This window comes from Cedecea neteri, assembly GCF_000758325.1.
Lineage (GTDB): Bacteria > Pseudomonadota > Gammaproteobacteria > Enterobacterales > Enterobacteriaceae > Cedecea > Cedecea neteri_B.
On record NZ_CP009459.1, the window covers coordinates 4469626 to 4489582 of the forward strand.

Sequence of the window (19957 nt, forward strand, 5' to 3'; positions counted from 1 at the left end):
CCACCACCCTTCGGGGGCGCTTCTTTTCTGGCCTTGTTTGGCCTCATCTCTTGCTCATCCCTCCGATCATACTGGATGGCTGCACAGTGACATAGCTTAAAAATCAGGCAGATTGGCAAACTTCGAGGCGGCTCGCAGGAAAGATGAAACGCTTTGGGGAATTGCAGATTTGAGGTTTATCAGGCAGAAAGCCGCCGGGAAATGAGCCTCTCCGGCAGCTAAAAATCATGCTGGCCGAACAAACGCCCGGCCAGAAAGAAGGTTAATGCCTGTCGCGCTTATCCGCGCGTTTGGCGAGATAGTCGCCAAACATTTGCACGATTTGCACCAGCACAATCAGCGCCACAACCGTGACCACCATAACCTGGGTTTCGTAGCGGTAATAGCCGAAGCGGATCGCGAGGTCACCCACGCCGCCGCCACCGACAATCCCCGCCATCGCCGAGTAGCCGATCAGGCTGACCAGGGTTATGGTTAACCCGCGCAGCAACCCGGCACTGGCTTCCGGCAGCAGCACGGTGCAGATGATGCGCATCGGGCTGGCGCCAAAGGCCTCCGCCGCCTCAATAATACCTTTGTCCACTTCCCGCAGCGCGCCGTCCACCAGGCGGGCATAAAACGCAATCGCCGCCACCGACAACGGTACAGACGCCGCAATCGGCCCGATGGTGTTGCCGAGCAGGAACTGCGTCAGCGGCAGCAAGAGCACCAGCAGAATGACGAACGGCACCGAGCGTACGATGTTCACCAGCACCGAGCTGATGATGTTCAGCGAGCGGTTCTGCCAGAACAGATTGCGGTCGGTGACGAAGATCAAAAAGCCCAGCGGCAGGCCGCCGATGATCGCCAGCAGCGTGGAAATGCCCAGCATCTGGAAGGTTTCGCCAAAGGCAATCGTCAGGTCCGCGACTAAATCATCCATTCAGCACCTCCACACAGGCCGTATGTTTCCGAATATGGTCGATGGCATCCCCCACCGCCGCCGGGTTGCCCGGCGCAGTGATCGCCACCACCAGAATGCCCAGCGCGCGGTCGCTGATGTACTCAATTTTGCCGTGCAGAATGTTCACCGCCACGCCGTATTTCACCGCCGCGAAGGAGAGCACCGGCTGTTCGGCCGAGTCGCCGACGAACATGATTTTCAGCAGCGCGCCGCGCATGTTGTCGAGCAGGCGCACCGGCAGCGTCAGATTCAGCGTGTGGGACACCAGTTGGCGGGTAAATTCATGCTGCGGATGCGCGAAGATGTCGAACACCTCGCCGGATTCCACCACTTCGCCGCCGGACATCACCGCCACGCGGTCGCAAATCGTTTTGATCACGTTCATCTCGTGGGTGATCAGCACGATGGTGATCCCCAGTTGCTGGTTGATCTTTTTCAGCAACGCCAGAATGGTGGCCGACGTTTCCAGATCCAGCGCGGAAGTCGGTTCATCACAGAGTAAAACATCCGGGTGGTTAGCGATGGCGCGCGCAATGCCCACGCGCTGTTTCTGCCCGCCGCTCAGTTGCACCGGGTAGCGGTTCGCTTTGTCGGCCAGGCCCACCAGCTCAAGAATTTCGGCCACGCGTGGGCCGATTTTACTGCGTTCCCAGCCTGCGGCTTTGAGGCTGAACGCCACGTTTTGCCTGACCGTCCGGGTGTGCATCAAATTGAAGTGCTGGAAAATCATGCCGATGCGCTGACGCGCTTTGCGCAGCTCGGCCCCCTGCAGCGAGGTTACCTCAGTCCCACCGATTTTTACGCGGCCCTCACTCGGGCGCTGGAGCGCGTTCAGGGTACGTAATAAGGTACTTTTCCCGGCTCCGCTGGTGCCGACAATGCCAAAAATCTCCCCCGCGCCAATGTGCAGCGAAACATCGTTCACCGCCCGGCTGGTCTGGCTCCGTCCCGTGGGGAAGTCCACGCAGACCTTTTCAATCTCAATCATGACAACCTCAAATCAGCGACAAAAGGCAGGCATCCCGCCTGCCCGCTTTGCTCTATTACTTTTTATCGGCGGCAACCATCCAGTCCGGTTTCTGGAAGGCGTTGAAAATATTCTGCGGATCGTCGATCGCTTTTTCGTAGGCCGGGGACTTCACGGTCTCCACGATGTCTTTGGCGAACGGTTTATCCGCATCTTCGGCACGCACCGCAATGATGTTTTTGAGGTTCTCGTCCAGGTGTTCCTGTTTGAGCGCGGAAGAAAGTTTTAGCCCGGCCGCAATAGCAAAGTTACCGTTGACCAGCGCGGCACTGGCGCTGTCCAGCGTGCGCGGCAGCTGTGCGGCTTCCAGTGATTTAAACACCAGGCCTTTCGGGTTGGTGGCGATATCGCGCTCGGAGGCTTTGGTCGGGTCAATGTTCTCTTTGATGGTGATAAGCTCCATCGACTGCAGGAAGCGCAGCCCACGGGCGAGGTTGGTCGGGTCGTTAGACAGGGTGACAATATCGCCCTTCTTCAGCTCGTCCAGGCTTTTGACCTTATGGGAATAAATGCCCATCCCGGCGGTTGGCACGGTGATAAGTTTCGCCAGCTTGAGGTTTTTGTCGGCGGTGAATTTGTCGAAGTACAGCGAGTGCTGGAACAGGTTGGCGTCGATGCTGCCGTTGGCCAGCGCCATGTTGGGCTGCACGTAGTCGCTGAACTCGCGCACCACGACTTTATAGCCTTTCTCTTTTAACGACGGGGCGATGGCCTGTTTGACCATGTCGCCGTATGGCCCAGGCGCTACGCCGAAGACGATGGTGTGCGGGTCGCTGTTGGCCTGAGCAAACTGCAGGCCGCTGGCCAGAAGTAAAGCGCCGGTCGCCACGCGCCAGCCGAAATGATTTCCCATGGGTATTCTCCCTTACAGAATGATGTGTGGTGTCCTGAGGCGAGCCTCTTTCACGGGCCGCTTACTAAGTTGTTGATCCAACTGGACAGAATAAGATGGCACATTCCGTTAACAGGGTTAATTGAAAATATTTCATCTTGCACGCGGGAGAAGGCGCGGCGGGCGTGAACAGGGCTTTTGCGAATAACAACCAAGCAAAGCGGAAAACCCGCTTTGCATTGAGATGAGCTTAATCAGCGCAGGATGCCGCGCGTTTGCGCTTAACGTTTGTTTTGACATTGAACAGCAAATAACTCGCCAGCGACAAACAGCCCACACGTATAGCGCCGTAGGCCAGCACGCCGGAAAAACCGTTATTCAGCGCCTGAATAATCATGTCGCTGCTGAGAGCGGCTCTCGTCCCGCCGGCTATTTGTTCTGCCAGGGCATACCTTTCGCTCACGCTGTCGATATGACTCTGTAAGCTTTCGGCTATCCCCGCCACCAGCAGGCTCCCCATTAACGCAATATTGATGGCAAGCGTAATTAAGCGCGAACTGATATCAATCCCGGAAGCCATGCCCACGCGGTTAGCGCCCACGGAACCCGTTGTAGTGTTGGTAACCGGAGTATTGATTAACCCCAGCGCCATGCCCGAGAGTATTGCGCCGGGCAGCAAACTGACTTGATAGATAACACCCAGCCTCATCAGCACAAATCCCAGGCCGATAGCAAGCAGCCCCAGCGGGATGATGCGTGCGGCCCCATAGCGCAGCACGAGCTTTTCACCGACCGGCGGCATTAATAGCGTGGGCAAGGTGTAGGCCAGCAGCGCCATGCCGGTCTCCATAATGCTGTAGCCCTTCCCGATCTGGTAATAAACCGGCAGATAAATCATCAGCGGCCAGAAGCTGAAATTCATCCCCACAGATCCCATCAGCGCGCCGGAGAAAGGCCTGATTCGAAAGACGGAGAAATCAAACATTGGATGCGGGTGGCGGAGCTCAATAAGGACGAACAGCGCCAGGCTGATAAACGTCCCCAGCAAGATGAACTGGGCTTCATGGCTGGTCCAGCCGATGTTCCCGCCCTGGGTGATGAGCCAGGTCGCCCCCACCACTCCCAAGCTCAACGTCATCAGGCCAGCGACATCCAGCGGCTTTATGGTGTTTGCACGCGACTCGATAACATTTTTCAGCGTCAGGGCCAGGGTGAGCAGCGCAATAACGCCGTGGATCAGAAATACCCATTGCCAGCTAAACCACGCCTCCAGCACACCGCCGATGACGGGGCCAAATCCCAGTCCAAAACCAAAGGTGATCCCCCAGGCGGAAAACGCCCGGCTGCGCGCTTTTCCTGCCGGAAACTGAACCGACAGGATAGCAATCAGGCTGGTTAACATCGCCCCGCCACTCAGTCCCTGCAAAAAGCGCCCCACAATAAGCCATTCGGGCGTCCGGGACAGGCCACAGAGGATCGACGTCAGGCCAAACCCAACAATGCTGATAATAAAAATACGCTTGCGGCCATATTTATCCGCCAGCGTCCCCGTGGCCATCAGCACCGCCGTGCAGGAGAGCGTGTAAGCATTCATGATCCACTGCAGTTCGCGGAAATTCGCCTGCATCTGCTTTTCCAGCACCGGCAGGATAACCGGGACGCTGGATATTTCCAGGCCCGACATCAACGCGGCTAAACAAACCGCCATCAGCGCTAAGAGATTTTTCATACTGATTTCCTGCAAAACGTTAAGAAGGTGCCAGCATGAAAGATTCGGGGTGGAGTAGAAATCGACGCTCAGGTCAGATATCGTCAAGATCGTGCCATTTTTAGAAACAGGACGACTATGTCAGGCATCTCTCCAGATCAAGATCGCGCTTTTAGACCGAAAAATCGACGGCTGGTTGTGCTGGCCTATCAGTGTCTCTGCACTTTTGAGTTCGGGATTGCCGTCGAAGCTTTTGGCCGCGTGGATGAAGTGCTCGGCCAGCCTCTCTATGACTTGCGCGTCGCGTCGTTAGAAAAGGGTGTTTTTGACGCTCAGGGCGGCGTGCGTTTAGTGGTGGATGGCGGACTGGAGCTGCTGGAAGACGCGGGGACAATTGTCATCCCCGGCTGGCGAAATGTTTTTGAACCGGCCCCGGAGCCGCTGATTGCCGCCTTGCAACGCGCCCATCAAAACGGTTCCCGCATAGTGTCGATTTGCGCCGGCAGCTTTATTCTCTGCGAAACAGGATTACTGGACGGCAAGCGAGCCACCGCCCACTGGAACAGCACCGAGATCCTCGCGAGCAGGTTCCCTGCGGTGCAGGTGGAACACAGCATGATCTACGTCGATGAGGGCAACCTGATCACCTCCGCAGGTGGCGCCGCCGGGGTTGACCTCTGCCTGCATCTTATTCGTCGTGATTACGGGATTGAAATCGCGAACCGGACTGCACAGCGCATGATTACGCCCCCGTTACGGGAAGGCAGCCAGGCACAAAGGGTCCAACAGCCCGTTCCTAAACGCAGCACCAAAAGTCTGGCGCCGTTGCTGGACGACCTGCGCCACCATCTCAATGCGCCCCTGGTGATTGAACAGTTAGCCAGGCAAGCGGGCATGAGCCGCCGGACCTTCATCCGCAGGTTCAAAGATGCCACCGGCACCACGCCGGGCGAGTGGATGCTCAGCCTCCGGCTGGAAAAGGCTTGTGCGCTGCTGGAAAGCGAGAAACTCAGCATTGACCAGGTGGCAGAGCAGTCTGGATTCGGCTCAGCGGAAACACTCCGGCATCATTTCAGGCTGCGCTTTAAAACCACGCCCACACAGTGGCGCAAAGCCTTCAAGGCCCGAACATGCTTACCTGTTTCTGGATAGGTAAAAAATAAGGCAGGAAACGCGGAATGAGGCGGGCAGCAAGGCTGCCACCCGCCAGAGGCACGATTAGAAATCGTAGCGCAGACGAACCAGGTTCATGTCGCCCAGGTTGTCGGTGCTGGAGGTGAAGACGTGCTCGTAGTCCACCTGGAAGCCGTAATCCAGCTTGAAGCTCACGCCCACACCGTTGTCGATGCGCTGGTAGCTGCGGCCGGTCACGTACTGCAGACGGTCACCCATGAAGTATGGCTGCACGGATTTCACCGCGTACTGGCCAACCGGGATGGTGTAACCCGCGAAGTACTCGATGCCCCACGCGTCGCCGGAGAAATAGTTGTTCACGTCTTTCAGCTTGGTGGTCAGGAAGTTCTGGTACCAGCCGCCGCCGAAGCTGAACGTCCAGTTGTCCGGTTTCCAGCTCAGCGCCGTCCCGTAGATGTTCTGGTTGTAAGACTTGCTGTCGCCGTCGTTCGGGTTACGCATATCGGCACGGGTGTAGTTCCATGCGGTACCCCAGGTCAGGTCTTTGGTGATGTGGTAATCCACACCCAGAGAGCCGCCGCCTTTACGCTTGTAGCGCATGCCGTTGGTGGCACGAATATCGTGATCTTCAAACAGGTAAGAAGCGTACACGTCCGCATCGCCGAAGGTGTTTTTGTACTTCAGCATATTGCGGGAACGGTAAGAACCGTCGTAGTCGCCGTTCATGCCGTTACCCGGAGCCTGACCGATCATGTCGTAGTCCCAGATATCGGTTTTCGCGCCAACCACATCATAGTAGATGCTGTTTTGCTGGCCGTAGGTCAGCTGACCCCAGGTTTTGCTTTTCAGACCGGTGTACAGCATACGGCGAGTGGTATTGTTCGCGCCTTCTGCATAGTGGTTGTCCCACTCAAATACCGCCGGAATATTCACGCCCAGCTCGTAATAGCTGATCCAGCTAATATCATCGAACAGATAATAATCAGCTGCGAAACGGAAACGGGTGCCGCCGTCAAAGCCATTACGTTTGTAAGAGCCTTTATCGCCGTCGCCGGACATCATATTAAACTGTGGACGAATACTGCCGCCCACGGTGAAATTGAGGCGGCTGAGCGGGTTACCGGCCTGCGGATCTTGCTTCAGGACGGTGATTTCTGCGTTAGCAGCGAAAGATGCCATACCTGCAAGCAGGCCAGCCCCAATCAGTAATGGTAAAGCGCGCAAATTTGCTTTCATGTGGATCCTTAGTAACCGTATTTATTATAAGCGGGGGCATATTAACGCTTATTAAGTCCGATTTCTGAGGGATTTTTATTAATTCGTGCGGTTATCTATCAGTCTTTTCTTAATAGATATTAAAAAAACATCAATAAATGCAGAAAATATGTTCTAACGCAATAAATAGCGAAATATAACAAAGTTTATAGCGGTAGCCGGGCATCCCTGCCCGACCTCCTCAGACGACAAACTGGCGGAACAGCGCCTTCCCTTTCAGTAAACGAACGCCCAGCCAGCCGCCGCAAAGCGACAGCAATACCGCCCCGGTCACCGGCAGCACGATCCACAGGCGCAAATCCGGCTCCCACGGGAAGTCGAACACGCGCGTTTGCAGTACGCCCAGCGCCGTTTCCGCGCCGATGGCCGCCACCAGGCCAGACACCAGCCCCAGCACGGCAAACTCGCACCACAGCGTGGTTCTGAGCAGCTTTTTACCCGCGCCCAGCGTGCGGTAAACCACCAGTTCCTGATGGCGCTGGCGCATACCGACCTGCACCTGAGCCAGCAACAGCAGCAGGCCACAGGCAGTCACCAGCACCACCATCACCTCAAGCGCGCGGCTGACCTGCTCCAGCACCTGGCCGATTTGTTTCAGGATGGCCCCGATATCCAGCAGGCTGACGGTCGGGAACTCGCGGTTAAGCTGGGTCAGCAGGCCGTTATTCCCCTCCCAGCGGAAGCTGGTGAGCCAGCTCTGCGGCTGCCCGTCCAGCGCGCCCGGCGGGAAGATAAAGTAGAAGTTTGGCCGCAGACTTTCCCAGTCCACTTTGCGCAGGCTGGTCACCTTCGCAGTGAAGTCCTGGGTATCCCCCATAAAGGTCACGCTGTCGCCGGGTTTAATGTTCAGGCGTTTCGCCACGCCGTCGTCCATCGACACTTCCCCGGCCCTCGGCGGCCAGCTTCCCGCCAGGATAGGGTTATGATCCGGCTTCTGGCTCTGCCAGGTCAGATTCAGCTCGCGGTTCAGCGCCTCATCCGGGTTGCCCTCGGTGGACTGGCCGTTAATCGCCGTCATGCGCGCCCGCACAATGGGATAGAACGACTCCGGGATCACCTGATGGTCGGCAAGGAAGGTTTTCACCGGCTGAACCTGCTCCGGCGCAATGTTCACCAGGAAGTAGTTCGGGCTTTCCGGCGGCAGCTGTTGCTGCCATCTGTCCAGCAAATCGCCCCGCAGCACTAACAGCAAGGCCAGCAGCATAAACGACAGCGAGAACGCCGCCAGCTGGCTGAGCGTCGCCCACGGCTGGCGCAGCAGGCGGTTGACCGCCAGGCGCAGGGCCAGGTTTTTCAGCGTCAGTTTTTTCAGCAGCTTCAGGACGCCCCAGCCAACGAGGCCGCACAGCGCCGCGAGCACCAGCGTGCCCGCCAGCACCGCCCACAGCAGCGAACTGCCGCCCATTAGCAACGCCAGCAGCAACACCACCACCACGCTGATGACCGGCAGATAAATTTTCAGCGGCCAGACGTTAGCCACGGCGTCACGGCGCAGGACGCGCAATGGCTGAGTGGCCAGCAGTAATCGATAAGGACGCAGCCCCACCAGCACGGAGATTGTGACCATCGCGCCGATAGCCCACACCCACGGCCACAGGCTCGCTGGCGGCAGCGCGGCAGGCAGAACCGGCTTCAATAGTTGCATCAGCGCGGCTTCGAACAGCAAGCCGACGGCGCCTCCGGCAATGGCCGAGAGCACCAGCACCATCAGCCACTGGCCGATAATCAGCTTCCGCAGCGCCGCCCTGCCCGCCCCCAACGTTTTCAGGATCGCCACCAGGTCATAGCGGCTGCGGCAGTAATGGCTCATTGCCACGGCAATCGCGGCCACGGCCAGCAGCAATGTCAGCAGGGCGGAAAGCAGCAGGAACTGCTGAGAACGCTCCAGGGATTTGCCCAGCGCACCTTCGTCCTGTTCCATGCCGATCCAGCGCTGCTCCGGCTTCAGCTTCGGCAACAGGTAGTTTTCATACTGCAGCAGTTGCTGGGGGTTGCCGCCAAACTTGTAGCGCCAGCTAATGCGGCTGCCGGGCTGCACCGCCCCGGTTTTCTCGACGTCGGCCAGGTTCATCATCAGGCGCGGCGCAATCTGGAACGGGTTAAACCCGGCGTCCGGCTCCTGAATCACCTGCCCGACAATACGCAGCGTGGCATCGCCCACGTCAATGTTGTCGCCCACTTTCAGGTTGAGTAAAGCCAGCAGGCGCGGCGCAAGCAGCGCGGTGCCCGGCTCAGGCTTCAGGCCCGGCGGGTTGGTTTCCAGCTCGCCGTACATCGGGTAAACGCCGTCGACCGCTTTCACATCGGCCAGCTGCGGCGTGTCCCCGGCAAAGGTCATGGTGGCGAAGCTCAGCTGCTTGCCGACCTTTAAGCCATCACTTTGCGCCTGAGTCAGCCATTCGTCCGGAACGGCGCGGGCGCTGCGCAACGTCCGGTCGCCAGCCATATACTCGCGGCTTTGCTGGCTTAGCCCTTTTTCCATTCTGTCGCTGATGCTGCCAAGCGCCAGTACGCAGGCCACCGCCAGGCTAAGCGCCAGCCAGACAATCAGCAGCGAGGGAGAGCGCCACTCGCGCCAGAACCAGCGGGCTATCATGCTTCCTCCCACAGTTTGCCTTCGCGCAGCCGCAGGCGCCGGTCGCAGCGTGCCGCCAGCTGTTCGTCGTGAGTCACGAGGATCAGCGTGGTGGCGAAATCACGGTTGAGGGAAAACAGCAGGTCAGCAATGCGGTCGCCAGTTTGCCTGTCGAGGTTACCGGTGGGTTCATCGGCAAAAAGCACACCCGGTTTGCCGTTGAACGCGCGAGCCAGGGCCACGCGCTGCTGCTCGCCCCCGGAGAGTTGTGCAGGCAGGTGATCGAGGCGTTTGCCTAAGCCCAGTTGTTCCAGCAGCGCTTTGGCCTGTGCGCGGCTGGCCGAGCTGTTTTCGCCGCGCAGCAGCGAGGGAAGCTCCACGTTTTCCAGAGCATTAAGGGTAGGCACCAGCATAAAGGACTGAAACACAAAGCCGACGTTCTTGGCGCGCAGCTCTGCCCTCGCCTCTTCATCCATGCTGTGCAGCGGCTGCTCACAAAGATGGACTTCGCCGTCCGTGCCGTCATCAAGCCCGGCCAGAATCGCCAGAAGCGTGGACTTGCCCGACCCTGACTCGCCAATCAGGGCGATGGTTTCGGCCGGTTTGACAACCAGCTCAACTCCGGTAAGGATGGAAAGCTCGTGTTCACCCTGACCCACGGACTTACTAAGATGATGAACTTCAACAATGTTTTCCGCTGGCATTTGCCCTTCCTGTTTCTGGCTTTGATGACTTTCCGCGCCGCTGCGGCGGACACGTTATTGATTCTAGGCGATAGCCTGAGCGCCGGTTACCGTATGGCGGCCACCAGCGCCTGGCCCGCCCTGCTGGATGCCAAATGGCAGCCGCAGGGTACAAAAGTTGTGAATGCGAGCATCAGCGGTGATACCGCGGCGCAGGGCCTGGCTCGCCTGCCGGCGCTGTTAAAACAGCACCAGCCCCGCTGGGTTTTAGTGGAGCTTGGTGGCAACGACGGCCTGCGCGGGTTCCAGCCTCAAGAGGTCGAAAAAACCCTTAACCAGGTTATCACCGACGTGAAGGCCGCCGGAGCACAACCGTTGTTGATGCAAATTCGCCTGCCCGCCAACTACGGACGCCGCTATAATGAGGCGTTTAGCGCTATTTATCCGCAGCTTGCCAAAGCGTTTGATATCCCCTTGCTCCCGTTTTTTATGGAGGAGGTGTATCTGAAACCGCAATGGATGCAGGATGACGGCATTCACCCTAATCGGGATGCTCAGCCGTTTATCGCCGACTGGATGGCGACGCGGCTGACTCCGTTACTCTCTAAATAACCGGCGCTGCCGCGTCAGGCATGACGAGATAGTTAAACACGACTGATCAATAATCGGGGCGCCCTTCGGGTAAAGTTATGCAAAATCCGTTTTAATTACAGGTTGCTCCAGCGGGATTGGCTTAGCCAGCGCGCAGGAGTTACAGAAGCTTGGCTATAACATTCTCGCCGCCTGCCGCAAACCGGCCGATGTAGAGCGCATGAATCAGCTTGGGTTTACCGGCATTCAGCTCGATCTTGACGATGCGGAAAGCGTCCAACGCGCCGCCGCCGAAGTGATTGCCATCACCGGCAACCGCCTGTACGGGCTGTTTAATAACGGCGGCTACGGCGTGTACGGCCCGCTGAACGCCATCTCCCGCGAACAGCTTGAACAGCAATTCGCCACCAACTTCTTCGGTACGCACCAGCTCACCATGCTGCTGCTGCCGGCCATGCAGCCTCATCAGGAAGGCCGCATCGTGATGACCAGCTCGGTGATGGGGCTGATTTCCACGCCGGGGCGCGGGGCCTACGCCGCCAGTAAATACGCGCTGGAAGCCTGGTCTGACGCGCTGCGTATGGAGCTTCGCCACAGCGGGATTAAAGTCAGCCTGATTGAGCCGGGGCCAATCCGCACCCGTTTTACCGATAACGTCAATCAAACCCAAAGCGACAAGCCGGTAGAGAACCCTGGGATTGCCGCACGGTTTACCCTCGGGCCGGAGGCGGTGGTAGCGAAAGTACGTCATGCTTTTGAAAGCCCAAGGCCGAAGCTGCGTTACCCGGTGACCGTGGTGACTCACGTGATTACCGTGCTGCGCCGCCTGCTGCCAGCGTGCGTAATGGACAAAATTTTACGGAGCTGAGTTGAAGTCCCGGCCTCAGCCCCCATGTAAAAAAACAAATGCTTAACAGAGAATCGCCCATGTCCGCAGAAAACATTATCAACATTACCGAAGCGAACCTGCACCAGACGCTGGAACAGTCCATGGCTAAGCCCGTACTGTTTTATTTCTGGTCTGCCCGCAGCCAACATTGCGAGCAGCTCACGCCGGTGCTGGACAAGCTCGCGGCCCAATACAGCGGCCAGTTTATTCTCGCCAAAGTTGACTGCGACGCCGAACAAATGGTGGCTTCGCAGTTTGGCCTGCGCTCTATTCCTACCGTCTATCTGTTCCAGAACGGTCAGCCGGTGGACGGCTTCCAGGGGCCGCAGCCGGAAGAAGCGATTCGCGCCCTGCTCGACAAAGTGCTGCCGCGTGAAGAAGAGCTGAAAGCCCAGCAGGCCGTAGAGCTGATGCAGGAAGGCAAGCACGCCGAAGCGCTGCCGCTGCTGAAAGATGCATGGCAATTGTCCGGCCAGAACAGCGAAATTGGCCTGCTGCTGGCGGAAGTGCAGATTGCCCTGAACCGCAGTGAAGACGCCGAAGCGGTGCTGAAAACCGTGCCTCTGCAGGACCAGGACACCCGCTATCAGGCGCTGGTTTCCCAGATTGAACTGCTGAAACAGGCCGCCGACACGCCGGAAATTCAACAGCTGCAGCAGCAGGTGCAAAACGAGCCGGACAACGCCCAGCTCGCCAGCCAGCTCGCGCTGCAGCTGCATCAGGTTGGCCGGAACGAAGAAGCGCTGGAGCTTCTTTATACCCACCTGAAAAAAGACCTGGGGGCCGCCGACGGCCAGGCACGCAAAATGATGATGGAGATTCTGGCCGCGCTGGGCACCGGCGACGCGCTGGCATCTAAATATCGCCGTCAGATTTATGCCTTGATGTATTGATCAGCTGAAAACAGAAAAGGCCGGATATTCCGGCCTTTTGTTTATCGATACACTCGGATCCCGCCGTCCACCCCATTCGGACTTAACAGCACCTGCCAGAGCTGAATATTCCTCGCGCGAAATGCGCCCGCGCAGGCATTCAAATAATAGGTAAACATCCGCTTGAAGCGCTCGTCATAATTACGCGAGATATTAGGCCAGCAGCGGAGGAAATTATCGTCCCAGGCCATCAGCGTTCTGTCGTAATCCGCCCCGATATTGTGCCAGTCTTCCATAATGAAATGTTTTTCACTGGCGCTGGCAATGTGGCGCACTGAGGGCAAACAGCCGTTAGGGAAGATGTATTTATTGATCCACGGGTCGACGTTTAAATCCGTTTCATTCGAACCAATGGTATGCAGCAGGAACAGGCCGTCAGGTTTTAAATTGCGGGCAGCGACTTCAAAATAGGTATTGTAGTTTTTCGGCCCGACGTGTTCGAACATGCCGACGGAAACAATGCGATCAAATTTGCTGTTGAGGTCGCGATAGTCCTGCAGCAGGATCTCCACGTCCAGACCCCGGCAGCGATCCTGGGCCATTTTTTGCTGTTCCGCCGAAATAGTCACGCCGACGACGGAGACGCCATATTCCTGCGCCGCATATTGCGCCAGCCCGCCCCAGCCGCAGCCGATATCCAGCAGCTTCATGCCCGCTTTGAGCTGCAGTTTTTCGCAGATCATATGCAGCTTGTTACGCTGGGCCTCTGCCAGATTTTCCGCGTCTTTCCAGTAGCCGCAGGAATATTGCATATACGGATCGAGCATCGCCGCAAACAGATCGTTACCAATATCGTAATGCTCTTTGCCGACTATCCAGGCGCGTTTGCGAGACTGCAAATTAAAAACTCTGGCCCCGGCAATACGCAGCAGGTCGGAGAAGTGTTTTGGCATTTTGCTGTCCAGGCCGTGGCGCAAAATCTGGGTAAATAAAATGTCCAGCCGGTCGCAGTCCCACCAGCCGTCCATATAGCTTTCACCCAGACCGAGAGAACCTTCCTGTAATATTCGCTTGAAGAAGTCTGGATTGTTCACCCGAATATCTGCCGGGCCGTTGCCGTCAATATCAATCGCCATGGGTGAAATTAATTCTTCCACGATTTTCTGCCAGCGGTTGTTATTCGCCTGATGCTGCTCAGCTATTATTGTTCCCATTGCTTCCTCACCGGGATAAGTGTTCTTGCCAAATACCGCCCGCCCGATAGCGCGAGCTGCCGAAGCATCCGATACTACGCCTGCGAACACCATGCGTGAAATGAACTTAATCCATGAAAATCATTCCATTCAGGAATAATAAAAGGGAAAGCAGCAATTAATTCTCATCGGGCAAGGGGATGTTGCTGAATGTTTCAGGTTAAGCGGTTAGACTGAATGCAAAACAAACAGGAGGTTTTTTTAATGTTTATCGTGATCCCCGTATTAATTCTCGTGGCGCTGGTGATTGTAGCGGCCGGGGTAAAAATCGTGCCCCAGGGCTTCCAATGGACCGTCGAACGCTTTGGCCGCTACACCAAAACCCTGATGCCGGGCCTGAATCTTGTGGTGCCGTTTATGGATCGTGTGGGCCGAAAAATCAATATGATGGAGCAGGTGCTCGACATCCCTTCGCAGGAAGTCATTTCCAAAGATAACGCCAACGTCGCCATCGACGCCGTGTGCTTTATTCAGGTGGTTGACGCCCCGCGCGCCGCCTATGAAGTCAGCAACCTTGAGCTGGCGATCATCAACCTGACGATGACCAACATCCGTACCGTGCTAGGCTCAATGGAGCTGGATGAAATGCTGTCCCAGCGCGACAACATCAACACCCGCCTGCTGCACATCGTCGACGAAGCCACTAACCCGTGGGGCATTAAAATCACCCGTATCGAAATCCGCGACGTTCGCCCGCCGGCTGAGCTGATTGACGCGATGAACGCCCAGATGAAAGCCGAGCGTACCAAGCGCGCCTATATTCTTGAGGCCGAAGGGATCCGCCAGGCGGAGATCGTCAAAGCCGAAGGTGAAAAGCAGTCTAAGATCCTGAAAGCTGAGGGTGAACGTCAGTCTGCGTTCCTCGAAGCGGAAGCCCGCGAGCGTAGCGCCGAAGCAGAAGCCCGCGCCACGCAGATGGTGTCCGAAGCTATCGCCAAAGGGGATATTCAGGCGGTGAACTACTTCGTGGCCCAGAAATACACCGACGCGCTGCAGCAAATCGGGTCGGCCAATAACAGCAAAGTGGTGCTGATGCCGCTGGATGCCTCCAGCCTGATGGGCTCCATCGCCGGGATCAGCGAACTTATCGCCCAGAGCGGCACCGAGCGTAAAAAATGATCGACAGCATTCTCGCGCATCCACACGTCTTCTGGCTTGCGCTTGGCGGACTGCTGCTGGCGGCGGAGATGCTCGGCGCCAGCGGCTATCTGCTGTGGAGCGGCGTGGCGGCAGTGATCACCGGCCTGCTGGTCTGGCTGCTGCCGCTTGGCTGGGAAACACAGGGCGTCTGCTTTGCCCTGTTGACGCTGGTCGCCGCCTTTCTCTGGTGGCGCTGGCTGTCCAGCCGCAAGCAACAAATTCCGGGTGAAGTGCTGAATCAGCGCGGGCAGCAGCTGGTTGGCCGCCGCTTCCGCCTGGAAACCGCTCTGGTCAACGGCCGGGGGCATGTTCGCGTGGCCGACAGCAGCTGGCCTGTGACCGCCGATGAAGATCTCCCGGCGGGCTGTGAGGTAATGGTACTGGCCGTGGAAGGCATTACGCTCAAAATTAAAGCGGTTTAGTTTATCTCGTGGCGATGGCAGCAGCCGGAAAGATTGTCGATGATCGGGCAATCGGCGCTGTCATCGCCCGGGCAGGCCTCTGCCAGCGTCAGCAAATGCTGGCGCATATTCTGCAGCTCAATAATGTGCCGTTCGATATCCGCGACTTTCTGCAAAGTGCGGGCTTTTACGTCCGCGCTGTGCCGGGCCGGATCGTTAAACAGGCTCACCAGCTCTTTGCACTCTTCCAGATTAAACCCGACCTGACGGGCCTGGCGCAGCAGCGTCAGCTCATCGAGATGCTTTTGCGTATAGCTGCGGTAGCCGTTGTCGGCGCGAAACGGCGGCGTGACCAGCCCTTTCTCTTCGTAAAAACGAATCGCCTTGCTGGTTAGCCCGGTTTTTTTCGCCACATCGCTAATATTCATTTTTGCTCCTTGACCTTCCCCTTGATGGAAGGTTTAACCTCTTTCATAGTTAACCGAATCATCCTTTCGGTCAATATTTCACCTCACCATCATACAGGAGTCTTGCGATGTCACACATTGTGGATCTGAATCTGGATGGCCTGACCTGCGGCCATTGTGTTAAACGCGTCAAAGAGAGCCTCGAGCAGCGTGCAGACGTTGAGCAGGCTGAAGTCACCCAAACCCACGCCCGCGTTACCGGCAGCGCTACGCCGGAAGCGTTAGTGGAAACTGTCCAACAAGCGGGATACGGCGCAGAAGTCGCCAGCCACCCAAAGGCTGAACCGCTGGCAGAGTCATCAACTCCGTCGGAAGCACTGACAGCGGTCGCCCCTTCGCTTCCGGCAGCGTCTACCGACGATGACAGCCAGCAGTTGCTGATCAACGGTATGAGCTGCGCCAGCTGTGTCTCCCGGGTGCAAAATGCCTTACAAAATGTACCGGGCGTCAGCCAGGCACGGGTTAACCTTGCGGAGCGCAGTGCGCTGGTGATGGGCACCGCCTCCGCAGAATCGCTGGTCAAAGCCGTGGAAAGTGCCGGTTACGGTGCCGAAGCGATTGAAGACGATCAGAAACGCCGCGAGCGCCAGCAAGAAACGGCGAACGCCGCGATGAAACGCTTCCGCTGGCAGGCGATTGTCGCCCTTGCCGTCGGGATCCCGGTGATGGTCTGGGGCATGATCGGCGACAATATGATGGTCACCGAGAACAACCGCTCCCTGTGGCTGACCATCGGTATTATTACTCTTGCGGTGATGGTCTTTGCCGGCGGTCATTTTTACCGTAGCGCCTGGCGCAGCCTGATGAACCGCGCGGCTACCATGGACACGCTCGTCGCCCTCGGTACCGGCGCGGCCTGGCTCTATTCGATTACCGTGAATATCTGGCCGCAGCACTTCCCGATGGAAGCCCGCCACCTCTACTACGAGGCCAGCGCGATGATCATCGGCCTGATTAACCTCGGCCATATGCTTGAGCAGCGCGCCCGTCAACGTTCTTCTAAAGCGCTTGAACGCCTGCTGGACTTAACGCCGCCGACCGCGCGAGTGGTGACGGAAGAAGGCGAGAAAACTTTACCGCTGGCGGAAGTCACCGCCGGAATGACGCTGCGCCTGACCACCGGCGACCGCGTGCCGGTTGACGGGGAAATCACCCAGGGCGAAGCCTGGTTCGACGAAGCGATGCTGACCGGTGAACCGGTGCCGATGCAAAAATCAAACGGCGATGGCATTCACGCCGGTACCGTGGTGCAGGACGGCAGCGTGCTGTTCACCGCCACCGCCACCGGCAGCCACACCACGCTGTCGCGCATTATCCGCATGGTTCGCCAGGCGCAGAGCAGCAAGCCGGAAATCGGCCAGCTTGCCGATAAAATTTCTGCCGTATTTGTGCCGGTCGTGGTGGCTATTGCGCTGATCAGCGCCGCCATCTGGTACTTCGTCGGTCCTGCACCACAGATCGTTTACACCCTGGTTATCGCCACCACGGTGCTGATTATCGCCTGTCCTTGCGCCCTGGGCCTTGCCACGCCGATGTCGATTATTTCAGGCGTGGGCCGTGCCGCAGAGTTTGGCGTTCTGGTTCGTGATGCCGATGCCCTGCAGCGCGCCAGCACGCTGGATACCGTGGTCTTTGACAAAACGGGCACGCTGACCGAAGGCAAACCGCAGGTGGTTGCCGTGGAAACCCGCTCCGGCGTGGATGAGGTACAAGCGATACGCCTTGCAGCCGCGCTTGAGCAGGGTTCAAGCCACCCGCTGGCTCGCGCCATCATTGAAAAAGCAGGCGGTTCAACGCTGCCGGAAGTGACGTCGTTCCGCACTTTGCGCGGGCTTGGCGTCAGCGGTGACGTGGACGGGCACAAACTGCTGCTGGGCAACAAAGCGTTGCTCGACGAGCAGGGTGTGGACACTCAGCCACTTGCCGACAGCATTGATGCTCAGGCTCGCCTGGGGGCAACTCCGGTACTGCTGGCGGTAGACGGCCAGCTCATGGCGCTGTTAGCCATCCGCGACCCGCTTCGCAGCGACAGCCTCAGTGCACTCCAGCGCCTGCACCGCAACGGCTACCGCCTGGTCATGCTCACCGGCGATAACCCGGTAACCGCCAACGCGATTGCCAAAGAAGTTGGCATTGACGAGGTGATTGCGGGCGTGCTGCCGGACGGCAAAGCTGACGCCATCAAACAACTGCAGCAGCAGGGCCGCCAGGTGGCGATGGTCGGCGACGGCATTAACGATGCCCCGGCGCTGGCTCAGGCCGAGGTAGGGATTGCGATGGGTGGCGGCAGCGACGTCGCCATTGAAACCGCCGCCATTACCCTGATGCGCCACAGTCTGGTAGGCGTTGCCGATGCGCTGGCCATTTCCAAAGCCACGCTGCGGAACATGAAGCAAAACCTGATGGGGGCGTTCGTGTACAACTCGCTTGGCATTCCGATTGCCGCGGGCGTGCTGTATCCGCTGACCGGCACGCTGCTCAACCCGGTGGTTGCCGGTGCCGCGATGGCGCTGTCTTCCATCACCGTGGTCAGCAATGCCAACCGCCTGCTGCGCTTTAAACCGAAAGACTAACTTCTCTGCGGCCTTCCCTTCTCCTTTTGAGCGGAAGGCCGACTTTTTCCTTTCCCCTTCCAGCCCAGGACGTTAGCATGGCTTTTTAGCCAGGGAATCGCGATATGGGTTTGTTCCAACGTCTTAGCGCACTGTTTTCCAGCCTGACAGCCTCCACTTATCCCTGGCCTGCCCTTGATATCACGCTCCCCGGCAAACGCCATTTGCACCTCGTGGGCAGCATTCATATGGGCACCCGGGACATGGCTCCGCTTTCCGCCCGCCTGGTGGACAAACTTCGCGCGGCAGATGCGCTGATTGTTGAGGCGGATATCCGCTCCGGCGATTCGCCGTTCAGCGAAATAGCGGAGGACATCGAGCTGGAGGCGCGTCTGGCTCCCGACGATTACCAGCAGGTGCTGAGCCTTTGCAGCGAGTTAGGTATTTCGCTGAGCAGCATTGAGCACCAGCCGGCCTGGCAAGTGGCACTGATTTTACAGGCGCACCAGGCCCAGCGGCTTGGCCTCCGCCCCGACTACGGCATTGACTATCAGTTGCTGGAAGCCGCACAACGCTACGGCGTACCGGTCACCGAGCTTGAAGGCGCGCAAAGCCAGATAGAGTTACTGAAGGGGTTGCCTGAGGGCGGGCTGCCGCTGCTGAACGACACGCTGGAACACTGGCACACCAACGCGCGGCTGCTGCAAATCATGATCGGCTGGTGGCTGGAAACGCCGCCGCAGCAGGGCAATATCGCGCTGCCGAACACCTTTGGCGATGCGCTGTATGACGTGTTGATGCATCAGCGAAACCGCCAGTGGCAGGCGTTTCTACAGCAGCTACCCGCCGGGCGCTATGTGGTTGCGGTGGGGGCATTGCACCTTTACGGCGAAGGTAACCTGCCAGAAATGCTGAAAAAAGGGTAAAAAAATGGCCAATATTTCTATTGGCCCGTCAAAGAGGAATTTCATTTATTATTCTGTTTATCCCGGCTGCCGAAGCAACCGAAGCTGAATTGTCGCTCAATGTGATGGTTTACGCCATCACTATTGTGTAGCGCTATATTACTCGTCAAGTATATCACTATGATTACTATTTTGTGCGTTTTCAAAACAACGAATAAAGAAGGAAACCATGACTCCCGCGGTAAAACTCCTCGAAAAAAACAAAATCAGCTTTCAAATTCATGCCTATGAGCACGATCCGCTGGAAACCAACTTTGGCGACGAAGTGGTCCGTAAGCTGGGGCTGAATGCCGACCAGGTCTATAAAACGCTGCTTGTGGCGCTGAATGGCGACATGAAACATCTGGCCGTGGCGGTGACGCCGGTGGCCGGGCAGCTTGACCTGAAAAAGGTCGCTAAGGCGCTGGGCGTGAAGAAAGTTGAAATGGCGGACCCGATGGTCGCGCAGCGAATCACCGGTTATCTGGTGGGCGGCATCAGTCCGCTGGGGCAGAAAAAACGCCTGCCGACGGTGATTGATGCCCCGGCACAAGAGTTTGCCAGCATCTACATTTCCGGCGGCAAGCGCGGGCTGGATATCGAACTCGCGGCAAGCGACCTGGCGAAGCTGCTGGATGCCAGCTTCGCCGATATCGCCCGCCGCGATTAAC

The 19957-nt window shown here is 57.8% G+C and carries 18 protein-coding genes; 9 read left to right on the forward strand and 9 right to left on the reverse strand.

What is annotated here, in order from left to right; genetic code table 11:
• Positions 1 to 262: 262 nt before the first annotated feature.
• From LH86_RS20825 to LH86_RS20840, 4 genes are all read right to left on the reverse strand, one after another.
• Positions 263 to 922, reverse strand: coding sequence for a methionine ABC transporter permease (locus LH86_RS20825; RefSeq protein WP_039295917.1), 660 nt, complete (start codon positions 920 to 922; stop codon positions 263 to 265).
• On the reverse strand, positions 915 to 1931 hold the full coding sequence (gene sfbB / locus LH86_RS20830; RefSeq protein ID WP_039305460.1) for a virulence-associated ABC transporter ATP-binding protein SfbB: 1017 nt from the start codon (positions 1929 to 1931) through the stop codon (positions 915 to 917). Before sfbB ends, LH86_RS20825 begins: the two co-directional genes overlap by 8 nt.
• 55 nt (positions 1932 to 1986) lie before the next feature.
• Entirely contained in the window at positions 1987 to 2823 is an 837-nt protein-coding gene (locus LH86_RS20835) for a MetQ/NlpA family ABC transporter substrate-binding protein (protein WP_039305463.1), read from the reverse strand.
• Positions 2824 to 3052: 229 nt separating this feature from the next.
• Entirely contained in the window at positions 3053 to 4531 is a 1479-nt protein-coding gene (locus LH86_RS20840; RefSeq protein ID WP_039305466.1) for an MFS transporter, read from the reverse strand.
• Between the two features lie 117 nt (positions 4532 to 4648).
• Between LH86_RS20840 and LH86_RS20845 the strand changes: the two genes are divergently transcribed.
• Positions 4649 to 5662, forward strand: a complete 1014-nt coding sequence (locus LH86_RS20845) for a helix-turn-helix domain-containing protein (protein ID WP_039305469.1) — start codon at positions 4649 to 4651, stop codon at positions 5660 to 5662.
• A 66-nt stretch (positions 5663 to 5728) separates the two neighbouring features.
• Here LH86_RS20845 and LH86_RS20850 read toward each other — a convergent pair whose 3' ends face one another.
• The 3 genes from LH86_RS20850 to ybbA all read right to left on the reverse strand — a co-directional run bounded on the left by LH86_RS20850 (position 5729) and on the right by ybbA (position 10198).
• Positions 5729 to 6880, reverse strand: a complete 1152-nt coding sequence (locus LH86_RS20850; RefSeq protein ID WP_039295931.1) for a porin — start codon at positions 6878 to 6880, stop codon at positions 5729 to 5731.
• Positions 6881 to 7100: 220 nt separating this feature from the next.
• On the reverse strand, positions 7101 to 9515 hold the full coding sequence (gene ybbP / locus LH86_RS20855; protein WP_039305472.1) for a putative ABC transporter permease subunit YbbP: 2415 nt from the start codon (positions 9513 to 9515) through the stop codon (positions 7101 to 7103).
• Complete coding sequence (ybbA, locus tag LH86_RS20860; RefSeq protein WP_039305475.1) at positions 9512 to 10198, reverse strand: putative ABC transporter ATP-binding protein YbbA; 687 nt, start codon at positions 10196 to 10198, stop codon at positions 9512 to 9514. The genes ybbP and ybbA overlap by 4 nt, the downstream gene beginning before the upstream one ends.
• Between ybbA and tesA the strand changes: the two genes are divergently transcribed.
• From tesA to LH86_RS20875, 3 genes are all read left to right on the forward strand, one after another.
• Positions 10166 to 10789, forward strand: a complete 624-nt coding sequence (tesA, locus tag LH86_RS20865) for a multifunctional acyl-CoA thioesterase I/protease I/lysophospholipase L1 (RefSeq protein ID WP_039306447.1) — start codon at positions 10166 to 10168, stop codon at positions 10787 to 10789. The genes ybbA and tesA overlap by 33 nt on opposite strands.
• A gap of 94 nt (positions 10790 to 10883) precedes the next feature.
• Positions 10884 to 11636, forward strand: coding sequence for an SDR family oxidoreductase (locus LH86_RS20870; RefSeq protein ID WP_039305477.1), 753 nt, complete (start codon positions 10884 to 10886; stop codon positions 11634 to 11636).
• A 59-nt stretch (positions 11637 to 11695) separates the two neighbouring features.
• On the forward strand, positions 11696 to 12550 hold the full coding sequence (locus tag LH86_RS20875) for a co-chaperone YbbN (RefSeq protein ID WP_039305479.1): 855 nt from the start codon (positions 11696 to 11698) through the stop codon (positions 12548 to 12550).
• A 41-nt stretch (positions 12551 to 12591) separates the two neighbouring features.
• Here the strand turns inward: LH86_RS20875 and cfa are convergent, their stop codons facing one another.
• Positions 12592 to 13743, reverse strand: coding sequence for a cyclopropane fatty acyl phospholipid synthase (gene cfa / locus LH86_RS20880; protein WP_039305481.1), 1152 nt, complete (start codon positions 13741 to 13743; stop codon positions 12592 to 12594).
• Positions 13744 to 13986: 243 nt separating this feature from the next.
• Here cfa and LH86_RS20885 point away from each other — a divergent pair, with 243 nt between their 5' ends.
• Together LH86_RS20885 and LH86_RS20890 are read left to right on the forward strand one after the other, a co-directional pair.
• Positions 13987 to 14901, forward strand: coding sequence for an SPFH domain-containing protein (locus tag LH86_RS20885; RefSeq protein WP_039305483.1), 915 nt, complete (start codon positions 13987 to 13989; stop codon positions 14899 to 14901).
• Entirely contained in the window at positions 14898 to 15344 is a 447-nt protein-coding gene (locus LH86_RS20890; protein WP_039305485.1) for an NfeD family protein, read from the forward strand. Before LH86_RS20885 ends, LH86_RS20890 begins: the two co-directional genes overlap by 4 nt.
• On the opposite strand, the gene cueR is transcribed toward LH86_RS20890, so the two are convergent.
• Complete coding sequence (gene cueR, locus LH86_RS20895) at positions 15341 to 15751, reverse strand: Cu(I)-responsive transcriptional regulator (RefSeq protein WP_008460239.1); 411 nt, start codon at positions 15749 to 15751, stop codon at positions 15341 to 15343. The genes LH86_RS20890 and cueR overlap by 4 nt on opposite strands.
• A 107-nt stretch (positions 15752 to 15858) precedes the next feature.
• Between cueR and copA the strand changes: the two genes are divergently transcribed.
• The 3 genes from copA (at position 15859) to ybaK (ending at position 19956) form a co-directional block, all read left to right on the forward strand.
• Positions 15859 to 18363 carry a copper-exporting P-type ATPase CopA gene (gene copA / locus LH86_RS20900; RefSeq protein WP_039305488.1) on the forward strand — a complete coding sequence of 835 codons (2505 nt, stop codon included), beginning with the start codon at positions 15859 to 15861 and terminating at the stop codon, positions 18361 to 18363.
• 104 nt (positions 18364 to 18467) lie between these two features.
• Positions 18468 to 19268: a TraB/GumN family protein gene (locus tag LH86_RS20905; RefSeq protein ID WP_039305491.1), complete on the forward strand. Its 801-nt coding sequence runs from the start codon at positions 18468 to 18470 to the stop codon at positions 19266 to 19268.
• A 208-nt stretch (positions 19269 to 19476) separates the two neighbouring features.
• Positions 19477 to 19956, forward strand: a complete 480-nt coding sequence (gene ybaK / locus LH86_RS20910; protein WP_008460244.1) for a Cys-tRNA(Pro)/Cys-tRNA(Cys) deacylase YbaK — start codon at positions 19477 to 19479, stop codon at positions 19954 to 19956.
• Position 19957: the final 1 nt, after the last annotated feature.